At 35.2% G+C, this 17701-nt stretch carries 22 protein-coding genes and 1 pseudogene; 14 read left to right on the top strand and 9 right to left on the bottom strand.

The annotated features are described in order from the left end of the window. Nucleotides 1-25 precede the first annotated feature (25 nt). From NSS97_RS17295 to NSS97_RS17265, 7 genes and pseudogenes are all read left to right on the top strand, one after another. Entirely contained in the window at nucleotides 26-775 is a 750-nt protein-coding gene (locus NSS97_RS17295; RefSeq protein WP_241138512.1) for a Nif3-like dinuclear metal center hexameric protein, read from the top strand. 5 nt (nucleotides 776-780) lie between these two features. Continuing rightward, the gene (locus NSS97_RS17290; protein ID WP_002014049.1) at nucleotides 781-1272 is read left to right on the top strand and encodes an NUDIX hydrolase; all 492 of its coding nucleotides are present in this window, start codon (nucleotides 781-783) and stop codon (nucleotides 1270-1272) included. Between the two features lie 111 nt (nucleotides 1273-1383). Then, entirely contained in the window at nucleotides 1384-2223 is an 840-nt protein-coding gene (locus NSS97_RS17285) for a phosphotransferase (RefSeq protein WP_341113597.1), read from the top strand. Nucleotides 2224-2250: 27 nt separating this feature from the next. Further along, complete coding sequence (locus NSS97_RS17280; protein WP_341113596.1) at nucleotides 2251-2808, top strand: DUF7010 family protein; 558 nt, start codon at nucleotides 2251-2253, stop codon at nucleotides 2806-2808. Nucleotides 2809-2837: 29 nt separating this feature from the next. Continuing rightward, complete coding sequence (locus NSS97_RS17275; protein WP_107887985.1) at nucleotides 2838-3662, top strand: MBL fold metallo-hydrolase; 825 nt, start codon at nucleotides 2838-2840, stop codon at nucleotides 3660-3662. Nucleotides 3663-3687: 25 nt separating this feature from the next. Next, nucleotides 3688-3882: pseudogene (locus tag NSS97_RS17270) on the top strand (esterase); the annotation flags it as partial. A 305-nt stretch (nucleotides 3883-4187) separates the two neighbouring features. After that, nucleotides 4188-4664 (top strand): heme-degrading domain-containing protein, encoded by a 477-nt coding sequence (locus NSS97_RS17265; protein WP_002033314.1) that lies wholly within the window; start codon nucleotides 4188-4190, stop codon nucleotides 4662-4664. A gap of 69 nt (nucleotides 4665-4733) precedes the next feature. Here NSS97_RS17265 and NSS97_RS17260 read toward each other — a convergent pair whose 3' ends face one another. Further along, entirely contained in the window at nucleotides 4734-4907 is a 174-nt protein-coding gene (locus NSS97_RS17260) for a DUF1272 domain-containing protein (RefSeq protein ID WP_001162783.1), read from the bottom strand. A gap of 195 nt (nucleotides 4908-5102) precedes the next feature. Between NSS97_RS17260 and NSS97_RS17255 the strand changes: the two genes are divergently transcribed. Next, nucleotides 5103-5957 (top strand): pentapeptide repeat-containing protein, encoded by an 855-nt coding sequence (locus NSS97_RS17255; protein ID WP_341113594.1) that lies wholly within the window; start codon nucleotides 5103-5105, stop codon nucleotides 5955-5957. Nucleotides 5958-5978: 21 nt separating this feature from the next. Next, nucleotides 5979-6512 carry a hypothetical protein gene (locus NSS97_RS17250; protein WP_012261303.1) on the top strand — a complete coding sequence of 178 codons (534 nt, stop codon included), beginning with the start codon at nucleotides 5979-5981 and terminating at the stop codon, nucleotides 6510-6512. A 23-nt stretch (nucleotides 6513-6535) separates the two neighbouring features. Here NSS97_RS17250 and NSS97_RS17245 read toward each other — a convergent pair whose 3' ends face one another. Then, nucleotides 6536-7423, bottom strand: a complete 888-nt coding sequence (locus NSS97_RS17245; protein ID WP_044443276.1) for a DMT family transporter — start codon at nucleotides 7421-7423, stop codon at nucleotides 6536-6538. Nucleotides 7424-7756: 333 nt separating this feature from the next. On the opposite strand from NSS97_RS17245, the gene NSS97_RS17240 reads away from it, so the two are divergent. Continuing rightward, nucleotides 7757-8542 (top strand): glycosyltransferase family 2 protein, encoded by a 786-nt coding sequence (locus NSS97_RS17240; RefSeq protein ID WP_326997180.1) that lies wholly within the window; start codon nucleotides 7757-7759, stop codon nucleotides 8540-8542. Here NSS97_RS17240 and NSS97_RS17235 read toward each other — a convergent pair. The 5 genes from NSS97_RS17235 to NSS97_RS17215 form a co-directional block, all read right to left on the bottom strand. Further along, a complete protein-coding gene (locus NSS97_RS17235; protein ID WP_326997156.1) occupies nucleotides 8511-9434 on the bottom strand; it encodes an NAD-dependent epimerase/dehydratase family protein in 924 nt (307 codons plus the stop codon). The two genes, NSS97_RS17240 and NSS97_RS17235, sit on opposite strands and share 32 nt — an antisense overlap. Beyond that, the gene (locus NSS97_RS17230) at nucleotides 9431-10654 is read right to left on the bottom strand and encodes a class I SAM-dependent methyltransferase (RefSeq protein WP_044443282.1); all 1224 of its coding nucleotides are present in this window, start codon (nucleotides 10652-10654) and stop codon (nucleotides 9431-9433) included. Before NSS97_RS17230 ends, NSS97_RS17235 begins: the two co-directional genes overlap by 4 nt. Nucleotides 10655-10666: 12 nt before the next feature. After that, nucleotides 10667-11722, bottom strand: a complete 1056-nt coding sequence (gene rfbG / locus NSS97_RS17225) for a CDP-glucose 4,6-dehydratase (RefSeq protein ID WP_341113591.1) — start codon at nucleotides 11720-11722, stop codon at nucleotides 10667-10669. Between the two features lies 1 nt (nucleotide 11723). Then, complete coding sequence (gene rfbF / locus NSS97_RS17220) at nucleotides 11724-12491, bottom strand: glucose-1-phosphate cytidylyltransferase (RefSeq protein ID WP_044443287.1); 768 nt, start codon at nucleotides 12489-12491, stop codon at nucleotides 11724-11726. A 117-nt stretch (nucleotides 12492-12608) separates the two neighbouring features. Beyond that, a complete protein-coding gene (locus tag NSS97_RS17215) occupies nucleotides 12609-13376 on the bottom strand; it encodes a glycosyltransferase family 2 protein (RefSeq protein ID WP_107887990.1) in 768 nt (255 codons plus the stop codon). 294 nt (nucleotides 13377-13670) lie between these two features. On the opposite strand from NSS97_RS17215, the gene NSS97_RS17210 reads away from it, so the two are divergent. The 4 genes from NSS97_RS17210 (at nucleotide 13671) to NSS97_RS17195 (ending at nucleotide 16762) form a co-directional block, all read left to right on the top strand. Next, nucleotides 13671-14075 carry a MerR family transcriptional regulator gene (locus tag NSS97_RS17210; protein WP_078178706.1) on the top strand — a complete coding sequence of 135 codons (405 nt, stop codon included), beginning with the start codon at nucleotides 13671-13673 and terminating at the stop codon, nucleotides 14073-14075. A 119-nt stretch (nucleotides 14076-14194) separates the two neighbouring features. Then, nucleotides 14195-15523 carry a hemolysin family protein gene (locus NSS97_RS17205; protein ID WP_044443291.1) on the top strand — a complete coding sequence of 443 codons (1329 nt, stop codon included), beginning with the start codon at nucleotides 14195-14197 and terminating at the stop codon, nucleotides 15521-15523. A 53-nt stretch (nucleotides 15524-15576) separates the two neighbouring features. Beyond that, complete coding sequence (locus tag NSS97_RS17200) at nucleotides 15577-15990, top strand: ATP synthase subunit I (protein WP_002084378.1); 414 nt, start codon at nucleotides 15577-15579, stop codon at nucleotides 15988-15990. A gap of 220 nt (nucleotides 15991-16210) precedes the next feature. Continuing rightward, nucleotides 16211-16762, top strand: a complete 552-nt coding sequence (locus tag NSS97_RS17195) for a DUF2179 domain-containing protein (RefSeq protein WP_002014015.1) — start codon at nucleotides 16211-16213, stop codon at nucleotides 16760-16762. Between the two features lie 96 nt (nucleotides 16763-16858). Here NSS97_RS17195 and NSS97_RS17190 read toward each other — a convergent pair whose 3' ends face one another. Then, nucleotides 16859-17086, bottom strand: a complete 228-nt coding sequence (locus NSS97_RS17190; protein WP_107887992.1) for a DUF3923 family protein — start codon at nucleotides 17084-17086, stop codon at nucleotides 16859-16861. 75 nt (nucleotides 17087-17161) lie between these two features. After that, entirely contained in the window at nucleotides 17162-17542 is a 381-nt protein-coding gene (locus NSS97_RS17185; RefSeq protein WP_002084382.1) for a hypothetical protein, read from the bottom strand. Between the last annotated feature and the right edge of the window lie 159 nt (nucleotides 17543-17701).

The following is a 17701-nucleotide window of genomic DNA, read 5'->3' as shown; positions in this document are numbered from 1 at the left end:
AAAGTAAATGAAAGGAGAAATGAAAATGAATATAACGCAGTTCAAAGAACATATTACATCACTTTTTGAAGAGCATCTTAATAAATACGGTGATGACGAGTATGGCTTCACTCACATTAGTAAAGAGGAATTTCACAAAATAGGTTACACGACAAATTTGACGCTAGAAACAATTGAAGAAGCGTATAGAAATGGTGTCGATATGATAGTTACACATCATGCACCGTGGAGTTTTCTATTCGGTATGGAAGAGGCTTGTATTGAGAAATTAAAAGAATATGAAATGAATCATTTTTGGATTCATTTGCCGTTAGATTTTGTAAAGTTTGGCACGTGTACGTCGTTATTTAATGAAATTGGGATAGATACAATACTGGAATATTCCACGTATGAGGAAGAAGAGCTACCGGGAATAGGAGAATATAAAGAAGCGATTCCGTTTTCAAATTTAGTTGAAAAACTTGAAGAGAGAATGGAAGAGAAAGTGAAGAACTGGAAAAATCATGACAGGCCAGTAAAACGGATTGCGATATTAACAGGTGCAGGAAACAATACAAACCTTATTGAGCGTGCGCTAGAAAAAGGTTGTGATACGTACATAACGGGAGAAAAAACATTATATACAGTGCAACATGCGAAATTTAAAGGCATCAATTTGATTGTAGGAAGCCACACATTTACAGAAGTATTTGGTGTAGAAAGTTTGGCTCGTAAGTTAAAAGAAAGAGATCGTGCAATAGAGATTATTAGATTAAATGAAGAGCATTTGGAGTGAGGGAAATGGTAACTATATGCGCAAATTATGGGGAATCAAAAGTGAGGTTAACGTGGAAAAAAGATTGTATATTGCCAGAATACGAAAGAATCACGAGTGTTCACGGTTTTTGTTTTCATAATAATAAGGTTTTACTGATAGACCATGAGCAGCGTGGTTGGGACTTTCCTGGTGGGCATATAGAAGAAGGGGAACTACCAGAAGAATGTTTTAAAAGAGAAGCGTGGGAAGAAGGTTATGTAAAAGGAGAATGTACTTTATTTGGATATATTATCGTTGACCATAGTGATAATCCAAATTGGAATGAAAATAGTCCGTATCCAAAAGTAGGGTATCAGCCGTTCTACCGGATGGAGATTAATGAAGTGCATAAGTTTGACGGTGAGTACGAATCCGATAAAAGGATGTTTGTTAGAGTAGAAGAGAGTGCAGCGTATCATTATAAATGGAATGAATTATATGATGAAATCTTGAAGGAAGCCGTTTTAATAAAATAAAAATTAATTTCTGCAATATTAAGATGTTAGAAGGGATTCTCTTGCAATTGTCAAATAATAGTAAAGTTGTCTTTTGAATTGGGGGAATCTTCGGAATTAAAGGGTGAGAGAATGGACATTTCAATAATTGCTGCACAACTAGTTAAGGAGAAAGTTATTTCACATGATCCAAATAGCGTAAAAGCGTTGAACGGAGGAACGACAAGTACTGTATATTTGTTGGACGAAAAATATGTAGTAAAGCTGAATGAAGCGGAAGTAATACGTGAAGAAGCTAATTTTCTCTCATTTTATGAGGAGAATAGTTTATTTTCAAAGCTTTTGTATAAGGAACCTTTACATACATATTTCGTGTATTCTTTCCTTGAAGGTAATACTTCGTGTAAACAAGGATATAAACGAAGTACGCTTCGTACACTTGTAAAAGAAGTTATCAATAAGTATAAAATGGTTCCAGGGGCAGAAGGCTGGGGATGGAAAGAAAGTCCGGTTCAATCTTGGAATGAATTTTTAACGGCAAATGTGATGGAAGCTTATGAAAATGTAAGACGTTACATAAGTGAGGAAGATTATAGAATTGTTCTTAAACTAGCAAATAGGGAAGCCGGAGTAAATCAGCCATTTTTATTACATGGTGATTTCGGATTTCATAATTTTATATTTCGAGAGAATAGGTTACATGGGGTAATTGATCCGTTACCTATTTTAGGAAATACTTTATATGATTTAATTTATGCGTTCTGTTCAACTCCGGAAGATGTAACAAAAGAAGCGATCGATTATGTGATGAAACAATGTGTATTTCTTAAAAAAAATCGAGATCTATACGAGGAAATAGTCATAAGTTTATATTTGCGTATAGATACATGTTTGAGACACCATCCGAAAGATTTAGAAGATTACTTAGTAGCTTGGTGTTATTGGATGAACGAAATTGAGCCGGCTTTATAGTACAAATAGTTTGGGGGAGATAGTGAAATGAACATAGCAGAAGCAAAACGAGATTTAGCACAAAGAACGAAGAGGGGAATTCCTGTTATAATAGCTGGTATTTTGTTTTGGATTGTAGCGAGTGTAACGGGTATTCTTCTTTCAGAAAAACAAGTTGTGTGGGTGTATTTAATTGGTATGGGTTGTGTGTTTCCTTTCGGCTTAATGTTAGCTGCTATATTAAAAATTGACATGTTTGCGAAAGGAAATCCGCTAGGGACTTTAGCTGGAGTAATTGGTGGGATAAATGTATTGAATATTCCGTTTGTATTACTTGCATATTTTCAATTTCCAGAATGGTTACCTTTTGTAGTAGCAATGTTAATAGGTGTTCATTTTGTACCATACGTATGGATTTATGAAAGTAAAAGTTATGGTGTATTGTCAGTAGGAACCGTATTTGTGACGTCAGTTTGCGGGATTCTTTTTGCAGACAATGGACTTATTGTAATTCCATTGTCAGTTACAGCTGTCTATTTACTGACTCTAATAGGTTTAGTAATCGAAAATAAAAAAGCAGAAAACTATCAACAAATATCAGCTTAATAAAAAATTAAAGGGATAGGGGAATGACTATGAATAATTTCGTTTGTACAACGTGTGGCGTGCAGTATGCAGCGAGTGTGGAAGAACCGGTAAGTTGTGTTATTTGTGATGAGGAGAGACAATATATTAATCCGAAAGGGCAGTCTTGGACGAGTTTAGAAAACTTGCAAACGAGTGATACATATAAAAATGAAATTATAGAAGAAGAAAATGGGCTTTATAGTATTACGACAAAACCAGAATTTGCGATCGGTCAGACGGCATTTGTAGTAAAAACAGAGTCATATCGTTTGTTATGGGATTGTATTACTTATTTAGATGAAACGACAATTGAGAAGATAAAAGAGTGGGGCGGATTAGATGCGATTGCACTATCTCATCCGCATTATTATTCAACACAAGTAGAATGGGCAGAAACATTTGATGTACCAATTTATATACACGAAGACGATAAAGAGTGGGTTATGCGCCCGAGTAGTCGTATTATTTATTGGACTGGTGAGTCTTTACAATTAGCAGATGGAATTACTGTGCATCGTCTCGGAGGACATTTTAGTGGCGGTTCTGTATTACATTGGGAAGAAGGAAATGATGGGAAAGGTATATTATTAACAGGTGATATCATTCAAGTTGTAGCGGATCAACAGTGGGTGAGCTTCATGTACAGCTATCCAAACTTAATTCCATTACCGGCGAGAAAAGTTGAGGAAATGGCGAATCGAGTGAAACCGTTACAATTTAATCGTCTATATAATGCTTTTCACCGAGTAGTAAAAGAAAATGCAAATGAGGCAGTTGAACGTTCTGCGGAAAGATATGTGAAAGCGATAGAAGGAAAGCTGTTTCGTACGTAAAGGAGTGTTAGATTAATGAAAACGTCAGTATGCAGCGGCGGAAGAGGAAGTAGCAAGAAAAACAGGGAGCCATTTTCTCAATTTATATGCTGAGATGATTCAAGAAGAAAATTATAAAATATTCGTAGAAGATGAAGAAAAAGATGGATTACACTTTGTAGCAGAAGGCTATGCGTATTTAGCGAAGTTAATTTATGAAAAGTTAAAAGGGATTTTGTAAGAAGCAAAGCGTGGGCGCTTTGCTTTTTTTGTATTCACATAAGTAAAATATAGTATCTTTTCGCAAGGGCATTGTAGCAAGGCAAAAATGCAAACACCTTAATATATTCTAATTAATCACAGAAATAGACAATTCCTGTACTAAATGTTTAGTACCTATAGCACTTTAAAGTACATACATTTTTAATGTGTTAAATATAATTCATAATAGCACCAGTAAGAAGAAAACAAGCGTTACGGTACTATAGAATCTGGTAATTCTAAAAAATGCCAATGTGGTATAAGACAATTAGGGAGGTTAAAGATATGAGTACTTCAAATTTGAGTGAAATAAGTAAACAAATATTAATAGAGGAGGAAACACTTCAATTTTCCTCTTTTACAAATGAAGATGCCTTGCAATTAGGTTTATATATCGTTGAAACAGCAAAGCGAGAGGGGAAATTGATTGCTGTTGATATAGCCAAAAATGGTGTGCAATTATTTCATTTCAAGATGACGGGGACAACTGAGGAAAATACGAAATGGATTGAGCGTAAAAAACGGGTCGTTTCCCTGCATAATCATAGCTCGTATTATATGCAGATAGAAAGTGAAATAAGCGGAGTTCCATATCATGAAAAATACCGTTTAGATGGATCGGAATATGCTGCGTTTGGTGGATGCTTTCCTATCCAAATAAAAAATGTAGGGGTTATTGGAATGATAACAGTCTCAGGATTACCACCAGAAGTAGATCATGAATTGGTTATAAGAGCAGTTAAAAATCATTTGAATCAATAATAGAAGTAATTTTAATAGTTAAATAAAAAGGCAAAAATGAACATATTCCTGTTCGTTTTTGCCTTTTTATTATTTCTTTTTCGGCCTACGTACTAACTCGCCGCCACAATTCGGGCAAACATTTTGCCTTTCCTCTGTACATGGTGCACAAAATGTACATTCATACACGCATATGTATGCTTCAGAATCGGGCTGAAGGGAATGGTCGCAAATTTGACAGTTTGTTTTCATTTCTAATGCCATAGTAATCCTCCTTGTTATTCGAAAGTTCATAATTTAATTATAATTAACATTGTAGTGGATGTCCTTTTTAAATGAAAAGAAATAAAAGGATTATGTTGTTGTTTGAAATGAAATAGGTCTATTTATTTTAAAATTGATTATTTATTGTAGTTGGAATATTATGAAATAGTCAAAAGACAACAGGGGGTATATATTTTGACTAATAATAACGATTATTTTCATGTAGAAGAGGATACAAATCACAATAGTTTAAAAGCAGATTGTGAAAAGTGTTTTGGTTTATGTTGTGTAGCATTACCGTTCGCAGCGTCAATAGATTTTGCGGTGAATAAAGATGGTGGTAAACCTTGTACAAATTTACAATCAGATTATAAATGTAGTATACATAGAGATCTTAGAGGAAAAGGGTATAAAGGTTGTACAGTGTTTGAATGTTTCGGCGCCGGACAAAAGATTTCTCAAGTTACGTTTAAAGGAATTGATTGGCGGACAGATGCCGAGCATGCGAGAGAAATGTATGATGCTTTTCCGGTTATGCATCAGCTTCATGAAATGCTTTGGTATTTGAAGGAAGCTGTTCTTTTAAAGGCGACGCAGACAATTCATAAAGAGCTGAAGGAAGCAATTGAAGAGACAGAGCGTCTTTCTAATTTAAGTTCAGATGAGTTAATGGAAGTAAATGTGCCATTACACCGTGCAGAAGTGAACATTCTCCTTTTAGAGACGAGTGAATTAGTTTGGAAAGAAATGAATGCTGCACGTAAAAAACGAATCAGTCACCGCGGAGCAGATCTTATGGGAGCTAACCTTAAAAAGAGAGATTTACAAGGAGCCAATTTAAGAGGGGCGTATTTAATTGCGGCTAACCTTAATGGTACAGACTTACGCGGAGCTGATCTCATTGGAGCAGATTTGCGTGATGCAGATATTAGAGGGGCAGATTTTACGAATAGTATTTTTCTTACGCAAGTCCAAATTAATGCGGCGAAAGGGGACAAACATACGAAATTACCGAAAGTGTTGTCTCGTCCAGCACATTGGACTGTGTAAAGTGTAGGGAGTTGTAATAGTGTGGATATTTTTCAGTATTTAGAGGAAATGCAGGAAGATGTATTTTTGTTATCAGTATCTCAAATAGAATTGAAGTATTATGATATTTGTCGCACACTAGCGTCAAGTGAGGATGCGGAGCGCATTAAATTGATTCCATTAGATTCATACAAGGAAAGTATGAGGATAGGTTTGAAAGAAGCGTTAGAAATTGCTGAAAGTGAAGAAGCAAAGGCGATTTATTTTGAGTATGATCTTGATAATGAGTGGGATAGTCAGTTTTATATTTGTGACGATTATATGTTTCTTGAAGAAGATGAGGATTGGGCAAGTGATTGGACGGATGAAATAGAAGGACCATCTTTAGGAGAGTTAGCTGATATTTATGGTGAAAATGGCTTTGATTCAGATAAAAAGGCTGTAGGTATTACTTTATATTTAATCGCAAGAACGGTGTGTAGTTTTATAAGTGCATGCAGTGGATTACAAAGTAATATACCAATTTGCATCGGTTTTCACGACCAAGACCCAATTATGCGAACAGGCAGAGACTAAGTCTCTGCCTGTTTTTTTTTATACTATTTTTGCTTTTCAAAAGTAGTAATTATAACACTGCATATAATAAGGATACCACCAATGAAAAAGTTACTGTTTAACGTCTCATTTAACAGGAGCCAGCCAAGTAATGATCCTACGATCGGTTGAAAGAAGAAAAATAATGAACCGATGCTAGCATCCATTAATTCTAACCCTTTATTCCAAAGAAAAAATGCACCTGCGGTTGAGACGATTCCTAAATAGAGTACGCCTAATAATACGTACATGTTTATATGTTCAATAGGACTTGATTGGAGTTCCCATACCATGCACGGTGTAATGAAAAAGAGTGAAAAGAATATTGCGTGCGTTGTAATAATTAAAGATGAAAATCGAGCGGAAGCGATTTTTACATAAATGGATAGTAAAGCCCACGTAATAGCGGCTCCAACTAAAATGATTGTACCGATAAAATAGGAGCCGATTTCAATATCCCATCCGATAACGATAATGACACCGATTGTCGCTATTATAGTTGATAAAAGTCTACGAGCAGTTAGTTTCTCTTTTAAAAGGAGCGCTGCAAATATAACCATAAATGCAGGTGTAGCTGATGTTACTAAGGAGCCTGTATGAGCATCGGATAATTTCGTTCCGATAAATTGACATGTGATCGAAATGAAATACCCGATGAATCCAATCCAAGCGAATAATAGCCAATCTTTTTTGTGTATGGTTACTTTTTTCTTTTGCTTTTTTTCAGTTGTTTTCAAAATCGCATATAAAACAACAAAAGCGATAATAAAGCGTAGCCAAACGAGTGTAAGTGGCGGAATAAAGTCGAGTACGTATTTACTAACGACGTACATACCGCCCCAAATACTTGCTGCTAGTGATAAACATATAGCTCCTAAAATGGTTTGTTTCATTTGAATGACCTCCGTCTATTTTTAGGGTTATGATTTATTCCCTAAGACGGGGCATGGTGCACTTGTTATATGAATGCCCGTCTTAGATTATAGACGGACTACAGGTTGATCGTTTTCGAATGAAGTGTTGTAGTACATGAGCGCATTCCTCCTTCATAATTTTATAATGATATTATAACTTAATTTTCAGTTTATTGGGATGTTTCTTTAGAAAATGGAAATGATGGTTGTCTAAGAAAGCATAGTATATGGTAGAAAAACATATTTTTAAAATAAAAGAAACCAATTACATAACTGATAAGTATATTAAGAGTAGGATAAAAAAGTAGATTAATAGAAAAAGAGGAGGAGATTGTTATAACTACGACCGTTATTTCTCATTTTTACAATGAAGAGTATTTATTACCGTGGTGGCTTTCTCATCATACGAAACTGTTTGATCATGGCATTTTAATTAATAAAGGTTCAACAGATCGTTCGGTTGAAATTTGTAAAAAATTCGCACCACACTGGGAAGTACGAGATTCTGCAAATCCAGAATTTGATGCACTAGCGACAGATCATGAAGTGATGAGGATAGAACAAGAAGTAGAAGGATGGAAAATGATTTTAAATACGACTGAGTTTCTTTGTGTGCAAGATAAAAATCAGTTTTGGAAATCACTAAATGAATTGGGAGGGAGGATGTATTGGCTGGAAGGGCTTATTATGGTCGATGATCTTAACTATAATTATCCGGACCTTAACTTTGGAATACCTTTAATGAAACAGCGATTTCACGGTTATTTACCAGAAGATTGGGCGTTATGGAGAAGGGGTAGATTTATTCATAATCATGAACACGGAAGTTATACGGTTGGAAGACATTTATCTGTGCATGAATCTATGGCTTACCCGCCACTTGCGTGTATTGCATGGTTTGGTTTCAGCCCTTGGAACGATGCGATGAGAAAGAGGAAATTACAAATTGGTCCGACTCTTTCTGAAGCTAGTAAGCATGGGGGAATGGGAACGCATCATATTATTACACCTGAAAGATTAGAAGAATGGTATAAGGATTTAGCAAGAGGGACGAAGGATTTACGTTTTAGTGATGCGTATCGTTATGCTTTTTTATAAATGATTCCCACCATAAAATTGTTTCTTCGATTCCAATATTTAGATCGTATGTCGGTTTCCAGTTTACTTCAGTTTTTAAACGTTCTACATTAACGCCGACGAATAAAGGTTCATCTTTAGAGAAAGGAATCGCACCTAGTTTAATTAAATTTTCTTTTCCTATCTTTTTAGCAATGATAGAAGCTAATTCTTTAATTTGTACAGATTGACCAGAAGCGATATTGATTGTGCCTGTAACGTTGCGTTCTAATACTGTTACGAGAGCATCAGCGACGTCACTCACATGGAGGAAATCTCTTGATTGTTTTCCATGTGTACATAGTGCGTCCTCATTTTTTAATAAGGACGTGATAATGTTAGAAACGAGTCGATTCCCTTGTTCGTGAGGGCCATACATATGAAAAATGCGGCCCCAACATATGCTGAGGCCGGTTTGCCCAGCGTATGATTGTAGCCAGGAATGTAGTGCGTTTTTACATAATGAATACGGGGTTTTATAGGAAAGAAGCGGTGAATCTTCAAATAATACGCCGTTAAACCATTCATACTCTGCGCCAGTACCGGCAACGATGACTCGCTTTCCGCCGCACGTTGTGAAGTGTTGAAGTAATGAGATACTGGATATAAGCCAATAGTAATTATTAATAGATACATAACACGCTGGCGGCACTGCTTCCCAAGCTAAATGAATGAGATGACTAGGCTTAATGTCGTAAATGAGTTTTTTTACTTCTTCATCGCAAAGTAAGTTTACTTTATGCCAATCGCAAGAAAGGTGAGAAGGCTTATTTGTATGGAAAGTGGCGTGCACTTCATAGCCCTTTTGTATAAGAGAATTTACAACATATTTACCAATCCATCCACTACCGCCTGTTACAAGGATTTTTTTCATGGCTCAATTACCTCAACTTCTGGAATCGTTACTAAAAATTTGCCGCCCCATTCACGAATGAAAGAGCATTCTTTCATAATTTCGTCTTTCAAGTTCCAAGGAAGTATGAGAATGTAATCAGGTTTTGTACGTTTTATTTCTTCCGGAGATTGTATTGGAATGCGGGTTCCTGGTAGAAGGAGATTTTGTTTGTGAGGGTTTTTATCTACAGTATAATTTAAAAATTCTTTTCCTATCCCGCAATAATTTAAAAGGGTGTTTCCTTTAGCTGGAGCGCCGTAACCGATAATTTGTTTGTTTAAAGCTTTTGCTTCGATAAAAAACTTTAAAATACTTATTTTCAATTGTTCTATGCGTTCAGAAAAAAGGAGATAGCAATCTAATGTATCTAGCCCGTGATCTACTTCTTTTTGGATTATATTTGTAACACTGGAATGGATAGTGGATGAGTCACTGTGATGGTTTACAAAAATACGCAATGAACCACCGTGCGTTGCAAGTTCTTCTACATCGACAATTTGTAAATGATGATGAGCTAAAACTTTTTGAAGACTTATAAGTGAGAAATAGGAGAAATGCTCATGATAGATTGTGTCAAACTGTTTAAAGGATATGAGGTTTAATAAGTGCGGGAATTCAATTGTTATCGTGCCATCTTGTTTTAATAATGTTTTTAAACCGGCAACAAAATCATGCAAGTTCGGAACGTGTGCTAATACGTTATTTGCGACGATTAAATCTGCTTGCGGTAATTTTTTTGCTAAGTCATTGCTGAAAAAATTCACTTCAGTAGGAATTCCTTTTTGGATAGCGATTTCTGCTACATTTTTTGCTGGTTCAATTCCTAACGTTTTGATATTTTCTTTTTGAAAGTATTGTAACAAGTACCCGTCGTTACTTGCGATTTCAATCACTTTCGAATGGTTTGTTAAGTTGAAACGCGTAATCGCCATTTCTACATATTGCTTAGCGTGTAGTAGCCAACTGGAGGAGTAAGAGCTAAAGTATAAATAGTCATGAAAAATATTGTGCGGAGATTCAAATTCATCTAATTGTACAAGTAAACAAGAGTTACAAACAAACGTGTGCAGCGGATAAAATGGCTCCATTTTATATGAGTGTTCTGGAGCTACAAATGAGTTAGCGAGAGGAGAAACGCCTAAATCTAAAAAAGTATTTGTGAGTAATGAGTGGCAAAAACGGCATTTTTTCTGTTCCATTTTATAGCCCCCTTATAAATTTTTGAATGCATCGATTTGTTGTCGCGTGAAAGATTCCATATTTTGACCAGATGCATATTTTTTGTACCAATCAACAGTCCAAGCGATAGAATGATCTGTTGATAATTTAGGAGTCCAACCGAGTTTATTTACTGCTTTTGTACTATCAAGTGTTAAAATAGGTGATTCATAAAGAGTATTTGTATGAGGGGAAAGGATTGTTAGTGGTTGATTCCATAATTTTATTATAGATTGAATGACATCATGAACGGTTCTGTTAAGTTCATTCATCGGGCCGAAATTCCAAGCTGCTGCATATTCGGCGTCTTTCGAAAGGTTTTCAGCTAAAAGAATATAGCCATGTAAAGGATCTAATACGTGTTGCCATGGGCGAATAGCGTTTTTGTTTCTAATATTTAATGTATTATCTTGTAAATATGCACGAATGATATCTGGGAATAATCGGTCTTCTGCCCAATCACCGCCGCCGATGACATTACCTGCTCTTACTGAGGCAAGTTTAGGAGTGTTAGTGTGGAAGAATGATTTTTGATATGATGTTGCAACTAGTTCAGCACAAGCTTTACTAGCACTATAAGGGTCGAAACCTCCTAGTCGGTCAGTTTCCACGAATGCCCGGTTACCGCTCCCGTCATTTTCATAGCATTTATCACTTGTAACATTAATGATGCCACGTATACTTTCTATATGCTTTGCCGCTTCTAATACGTGAACAGTACCTAAAACATTCGTTTTAAATGTTTCGATAGGATTTTTGTATGAAGTGGTGACGATTGGCTGAGCTGCTAAATGAAATAGTATGTCAGGGTTATGTTGTCTCAGGGCATGGAATAAAGAATCGTAATCTGTAATATCGCCTTTAATTGTTATGCACTCTTTTGATACGTTACATTGTTCAAAAAGGTTAGGGATGGATGGGGGGTGAGAAGAATAGCCAACTACTTCTGCACCTAATGAAGTTAAAAAAAGGGTGAGCCATGAGCCTTTAAAGCCAGTATGTCCTGTAATAAATACTTTTTTCTTATTCCAAAAAGATGATGAAGCCATATTACCAAACCTTCCACGGAGCGTTATTACTTTCCCATAGCTCGACTAATTTATTTTTATCGCGCAATGTATCCATTGGATGCCAAAAACCAGTATGTTGATATGCTGCCAATTCGTTTTTATTTACTAACTGAACTAAAGTGTCTGTTTCAAAAATGGACTTATCTCCGCTAATATAATTGAAGATGTCATGGTTTAAAACAAAGAATCCACCGTTAACCCATCCACCATCACCTAAAGGTTTTTCTTGAAATGATGTAACTGATTGCTTATCTATAACAAGGGAACCGAATCTACCAGGGGGTTGTACGGCAGTTACAGTAGCCATTTTCCCATGTTTTTTATGAAACGTAAGGAGTTCTTTTATATTTACATTACTTAATCCATCGCCGTAAGTTAAAAAGAAAGGTTCGTTCCCGACGTAATTTTGTATCCTTTTCACTCGGCCACCTGTTTCTGTATTTAGACCAGTATCGATAAGAGTAACTTTCCATGGTTCTATACGATGTGAATGGCTAGTGATTGTGTTGTCGCTTAATTGTATTGTGAAATCTGACATGTGTAAGTTGTAATTTAGAAAGAACTCTTTAATTGCATAGCCTTTATAACCTAAGCAAATAATAAATTCAGTAATACCGTAATGACTGAACAGACTCATAATGTGCCATAGAATAGGCTTTGTCCCAATTTCAATCATAGGTTTTGGTTTTAAGTGTGTTTCTTCCCCAATCCTTGTACCGTATCCACCAGCAAGAATAACAGCTTTCATTTTGTCCTCCTAAAATAAAAAGTTATAGTAATTACAGTATTCATATTTTATGCGAATGGTTTTATATTTTTTGCTAAGTAGGAGGAATTGTGTGAAAATATGCCAGTGCGTACAACATTACGGTTTGAATTTTGGGAATAATTCTTGATATTCAGGATGATTACGAAGGTCTTGTGTTACGTTACTAAGCTCTAAAAAACGGGTTTCGAGTTCCTCAGGAGATTGTCCATAATGAGTTTGGAGTCCCATTTGAACACCCATTTTTGAAAGGGTGGGTGTAATTTGTAATTTTCTAGCCTTTGTATGTTCATTCCAAGGGCTAAAATAAAATTTTAAAATAAATGAAGGATAGTCATAAACTATGTTCCCGTGCCGCGAATAATGTCTACCAGGTAAATATGCTCCATCTAGGTGGTTGTGAATAAATCTCCAGGCACATCCGAGTTTTGGGTTATAAGGGAAGACGCCGTGGTATCGTTGCTCTACTAATGGGATAGAATATCTTGGCTTCGAATAATTATGGTTATCAATCATTAAAATCATTCTAATTGCATACATATTTTGTCCTAGTGTATGAAGAGATGAGAAAAACTCTTCTTTATTATTACAACAAAAGAATTCCGTAGTATTTAAAACGATTTTCCAACCTGAAACTTCTCTTTCAATTCCCATAACTTCAATGTCAGTATTTGTTGGGTCAAACTCAATAAATCTTGAATCTCGCACTTCCCAGTGGGGGGCGAATAATTTACAAATCTCAACGGAACGATCAGTGGAACCTCTATTAATTAATATACCGTGATCGAATATTTTTGTATGGTGCATAAGCCACCAAGGAAGCAAATATTCTTCGTTATAAAAATGAGAAATAATAGTTGTGGTAATTTCAATCTCCTCCTATAGAATAAATAATTTATATCGATATTATTATGATATGTTCGTAAATAAGAAAGGTTGAAGGAACGGGCTATTCAATGGCTACATTTCGGTAGTGGTGGTTTAATAAAAATATTGATTTTTATATATAATTAAATTAATAGATTATATGTTTATGGATAGTATAAGATGAGACGAGAAATTTTATATAAATTGTGAATAACAAACCGTCACGTTTGACTGTACAGTTTATGTATTGTATGATAATAGTAATATAAACAAGGGGGGAAGATCGTTGGGAAGGTGTATCGAATCGGACAGTTGGCTCTCATGGCTCACGTGTCGAAACGAACGATTGATTATTATACGAATCTAGGAATCTTAAAAGCGGAGCGATCTCAATCTAATTATCGCTATTACGACGAAACAGCATTTGAGACATTACAATTTATTGAGAAGTGCAAAGAAATGCATATGCCGCTTTGTGAGATTAAAGAGAAGATCGAGGAGAAGAAGCTGCTCGGTATCAATGAACACGTTTCGAAACATGTGAATGAAGTGACAGACCATATTCATAGATTAGAAGCAGAACTAACAGAGTTAAAGCCTCTTTTAGATGAATTGACTGATTCACAACGTGAAAAAATATCGAAATCTTTATCAGGTCAAACGACAGCTTTAATACAGACACTTGCTCTATTATTATAGAATAAGTGAAATCCGACCTCTTTAATTTTTGTATCGGGCTATGTTTTCTAACGAACAAATAAGAAAACATTATAGTATACAGGAGGTGGACACCTTAGTTTTTTAACTAAGGGGATTCATTGGAAATATTTAATTTAGTCATGGTTGCGATTTTAATCGCGTTTACTGGATTTTTCGTAGCAGCAGAGTTTGCGATTGTTAAGATACGTTCAAGTCGCATTGATCAGCTTGTTGCGGAAGGGAAACGCGGTGCGTTAGCAGCGAAAAAGGTAACAACAAATTTAGATGAATATTTATCTGCTTGTCAATTAGGTATTACAGTTACAGCGATGGGACTTGGTTGGTTAGGTGAACCGACAATCGAAAAGTTATTACACCCGTTATTTGAGAAATGGAACGTAAATCCTTCTATCTCATCAGTATTAACTTTTGGTCTTGCTTTTATGCTAATGACATATTTACACGTTGTAGTAGGGGAATTAGCTCCGAAAACGCTGGCAATTCAAAAGGCTGAAAAAGTAACGTTGTTATTGGCAACGCCGTTAATGATGTTCTATAAAATCATGTATCCATTTATTTGGGTATTGAACGGTTCAGCTCGTGTTATAACTGGTTTATTCGGTTTGAAACCAGCTTCTGAACATGAAGTAGCTCATACAGAAGAAGAATTACGTCTTATTCTTTCAGATAGCTATGAAAGTGGCGAAATTAATCAAGCTGAATACAAGTATGTAAATAATATCTTTGAATTTGATAATCGCATCGCGAAAGAGATAATGGTACCGCGTACAGAAATCGTTGGTTTCTATCTTGAAGATTCAGTAGAAGAACACATGAAAGTAATCCAAAATGAACGATACACACGTTATCCGATTTTTGGAGAAGATAAAGATGATATTATCGGTATGGTCAACGTAAAAGATTTCTTTATTCGATATATGAACAACGATCAAGAAGATTTATCATCGATTCGCACGTATATGCGTCCGATTATTGAAGTTATGGAAACGACTCCAATTCATGATTTATTACTGCAAATGCAGAAGAAGCGAATTCCAATGGCTGTTTTATATGATGAGTACGGAGGAACAGCTGGAATTGTAACGCTTGAAGATATATTGGAGGAAATCGTCGGCGAAATTCGTGATGAATATGATGAAGATGAAGCACCACCAATTCAACATGTGAACGAGTATCATAAAATTGTTGATGGAAAAGTGCTTATCTCAGAAGTAAAAGATTTGTTTGGATTACACATTGAAGAAGACGATGTGGATACAATCGGTGGATGGATTATGATGCAAAATCATGAAATCGAAGAAGGACAATACGTTGAAGCAGAAGGCTATGAATTTAAAGTATTAGAAAAAGATGCTTATCAAATTAAACGTGTTGAAATTCAAAAAATGGATCATGAACAAGAACAAGAGAAAGCAGCAACTGTGTAAGTTGCTGCTTTTCTTCTGACACATAATAAAATGTGAAATTAGGAGCGGATATTTTGATTCAAGTAGCCTTACGTGTATATCGATTACAATTGTATACGATCTTTAGTGGTTTACTACTAATGTGGGCGGTTACTCCGTTTGGGAAACAAGTGACAGGGTTCGGTATCGGTTTAGCAGTTAGCGCATATTGTCTTTGGCTATTAGCTCGCAGAGTGGAGAAATTAGGAAGAAGTATCGTGATGAAAGAAAAGGCTCCTGGATTAGGAGTTCTAAACCGATTTGCAGCCGCAATATTAGGGGCTATCATTATGTTTGAAATTGAGCATGAAATGGAAATGTGGGCATTCGGTACTGGAATATTGGGTGGACACTTTTTAATGATTGCGAATTTAGCCTATGCAAATATGCAGCTAGTAAAAGAAGAAGAGAAGCAAAAGGAAAATGCTTCGAAAAACATAGAGCTCTGATGAAAGGGACCTAATCAGGTTCCTTTTTTGCGTTTAAAAATAAATGATATAATACGAATGATTTACTGGTACTTATCGAATTTATGCCAAACATAATACGCTTATTTTTGGGGCATTTCAATAGTATGAAAAAAAATTAAAAAAAATTAAAAAACCCATCGATTTCTAAAGCTTTTGTATGTTATCATGACAAAAGAATTTGCGAAAGAGGTGGATACCAATGTTACAAGCTTTACTTATTTTTGTGCTTCAAATTATTTACGTTCCAACTTTAACAATCCGTACGATTTTGCTTGTAAAGAATCAAACAAGATCCGCTGCAGGTGTAGGATTGTTAGAAGGAGCAATTTATATTGTCAGTTTAGGTATTGTGTTTCAAGATTTATCAAATTGGATGAACATTGTTGCCTATGTCATCGGCTTTAGTGCGGGACTATTATTAGGCGGTTATATAGAAAATAAATTAGCAATTGGATATATTACGTATCAAGTTAGTTTGCTAGACCGTTGTAATGAATTAGTAAATGAATTACGCCATTTTGGATTTGGCGTTACAGTATTTGAAGGTGAAGGAATAAATTCTATACGTTATCGCTTAGATATCGTTGCAAAGCGTTCTAGAGAAAAAGAACTGTTAGAAATTATTAATGAAATTGCACCGAAAGCGTTTATGTCTTCTTATGAAATCCGTTCGTTTAAAGGTGGATATTTAACGAAGGCGATGAAAAAGAGAGCATTGTTGAAGAAGAAGAAAGATGAACATGCATCGTAAAGAAAAGGGAGTAGTGCAGCTTTAAAAGCACGGCATAATCCCCATAGAAAAAAGAGAGGAATCTATATTGAAAAAGATTCCTCTCTTTTTTCTGCGTTATTTTTTTCTGCTTTTTCTCAGATTAACAATTAACCATACAACTTGAATAATTAGTGGTAATATAAATGCAATTAATAAAACGATAAATGCTATTAATTTCAGCTCAGGTGTTTGAGTAACACCAGCACCATCAACCTCTCTTAGCCAAATGATAGCTGCCAATATCCCAAAAATGGTAATCCAAAATATGTTACCAATCCACCAATAAATCCATCTGCTTTTCATGCTAGCACCTCTTATATTTACCCTCTGTTAAAAGTATATTTTCGGTTGTTATATTTAAATGAAATAACTATAAAACTACTTTTTTTCAACTGTATATCTAACTTGTTTAAAGGTTGCCATGTCTCCATCTTCGTTATCATCTTTCGTTTGCAAAAGTTGAACTCTTGGCTTGTAGTCTGTCCTATGAGCGTGCTCGATATCTTTAATGTTAAGTTTGTAGGATTCACCATTATTTATTTTTTGTTCCAATACTTTTTTATTGGCAACATAAATAAAAGTTACTTTATTTTCATCAATACCTTCAGTCTTAATTTCTAATTCATTATCTTTTGTTGTAATCGTTGGTGTTAATAATTCAATACTGCCGCTTCCGGTTTCTAAAGAATTTTCTACTATAGTTGAACATCCGGATAAAATGATTCCGATGAATAGAAGAACAATTAATTTCTTTTTCATAACATCCCCCAATTTCAAGTGATTTTTGATTTTGGTATTGCTAGACTGCTAGTGTGGAACGTAAATGTTTAGCTAGCACTTTTTTATTGTACCATAATATGTAAATTAAAATAGGTTATATATCCAATTTAAGGGAGATTGAAAAGTTTACTTATTGTT

The sequence above is a fragment of the Bacillus sp. FSL R12-0074 genome (genome assembly GCF_038005725.1).
Taxonomy (GTDB): Bacteria; Bacillota; Bacilli; order Bacillales; family Bacillaceae_G; genus Bacillus_A; species Bacillus_A mycoides.
This window is presented reverse-complemented; position numbering and strand designations above follow the sequence as displayed.

Bases quoted from the DNA above. Each gene is read 5' to 3' on its own strand.
- NSS97_RS17295 (WP_241138512.1), top strand. From the start codon at position 26: ATGAATATAACGCAGTTCAAAGAACATATTACATCACTTTTTGAAGAG.
- NSS97_RS17290 (WP_002014049.1), top strand. From the start codon at position 781: ATGGTAACTATATGCGCAAATTATGGGGAATCAAAAGTGAGGTTAACG.
- NSS97_RS17285 (WP_341113597.1), top strand. From the start codon at position 1,384: ATGGACATTTCAATAATTGCTGCACAACTAGTTAAGGAGAAAGTTATT.
- NSS97_RS17280 (WP_341113596.1), top strand. From the start codon at position 2,251: ATGAACATAGCAGAAGCAAAACGAGATTTAGCACAAAGAACGAAGAGG.
- NSS97_RS17275 (WP_107887985.1), top strand. From the start codon at position 2,838: ATGAATAATTTCGTTTGTACAACGTGTGGCGTGCAGTATGCAGCGAGT.
- NSS97_RS17265 (WP_002033314.1), top strand. From the start codon at position 4,188: ATGAGTACTTCAAATTTGAGTGAAATAAGTAAACAAATATTAATAGAG.
- NSS97_RS17260 (WP_001162783.1), bottom strand. From the start codon at position 4,907: ATGGCATTAGAAATGAAAACAAACTGTCAAATTTGCGACCATTCCCTT.
- NSS97_RS17245 (WP_044443276.1), bottom strand. From the start codon at position 7,423: ATGAAACAAACCATTTTAGGAGCTATATGTTTATCACTAGCAGCAAGT.
- NSS97_RS17235 (WP_326997156.1), bottom strand. From the start codon at position 9,434: ATGAAAAAAATCCTTGTAACAGGCGGTAGTGGATGGATTGGTAAATAT.
- NSS97_RS17230 (WP_044443282.1), bottom strand. From the start codon at position 10,654: ATGGAACAGAAAAAATGCCGTTTTTGCCACTCATTACTCACAAATACT.
- rfbG (WP_341113591.1), bottom strand. From the start codon at position 11,722: ATGGCTTCATCATCTTTTTGGAATAAGAAAAAAGTATTTATTACAGGA.
- rfbF (WP_044443287.1), bottom strand. From the start codon at position 12,491: ATGAAAGCTGTTATTCTTGCTGGTGGATACGGTACAAGGATTGGGGAA.
- NSS97_RS17195 (WP_002014015.1), top strand. From the start codon at position 16,211: ATGTTACAAGCTTTACTTATTTTTGTGCTTCAAATTATTTACGTTCCA.
- NSS97_RS17190 (WP_107887992.1), bottom strand. From the start codon at position 17,086: ATGAAAAGCAGATGGATTTATTGGTGGATTGGTAACATATTTTGGATT.
- NSS97_RS17185 (WP_002084382.1), bottom strand. From the start codon at position 17,542: ATGAAAAAGAAATTAATTGTTCTTCTATTCATCGGAATCATTTTATCC.